Source organism: Mesorhizobium sp. M7A.F.Ca.MR.148.00.0.0, from assembly GCF_003997735.1.
Classification (GTDB): domain Bacteria; phylum Pseudomonadota; class Alphaproteobacteria; order Rhizobiales; family Rhizobiaceae; genus Mesorhizobium.
Genome location: NZ_RZTB01000622.1, coordinates 1 through 255, shown reverse-complemented (window position 1 = coordinate 255; position 255 = coordinate 1). Strand labels below are relative to the sequence as shown.

Sequence of the window (255 nt, the reverse complement as noted above, 5' to 3'; positions counted from 1 at the left end):
TTGCCGAGGCCGAGCGGGCCACCTTCATGGGTTACCGCCGGCCGAGCGGCAAGGTCGGCACGCGCAACTTCATCGCCGTCCTGACGTCAGTGAATTGCTCTGCCAGCGTCGCCCGGTTCATCACCGACGAGGTCAACCGGTCTGGCATCCTGCGCGACTATCCCAATATCGACGGCATCATCGCACTCGTCCACGGCACTGGCTGCGGCATCGACACCAAGGGTCCCGCTTACGACCTGCTGAAGCGCACGCAAT

1 protein-coding gene is annotated in these 255 nt (G+C 63.9%); it reads left to right on the top strand.

All coding sequences use genetic code 11. The features are described 5' to 3' along the window. Positions 1 to 255, top strand: a 255-nt coding sequence (locus tag EOB49_RS35565) for a UxaA family hydrolase (protein WP_164782016.1), incomplete at both ends; no start/stop codon positions are given.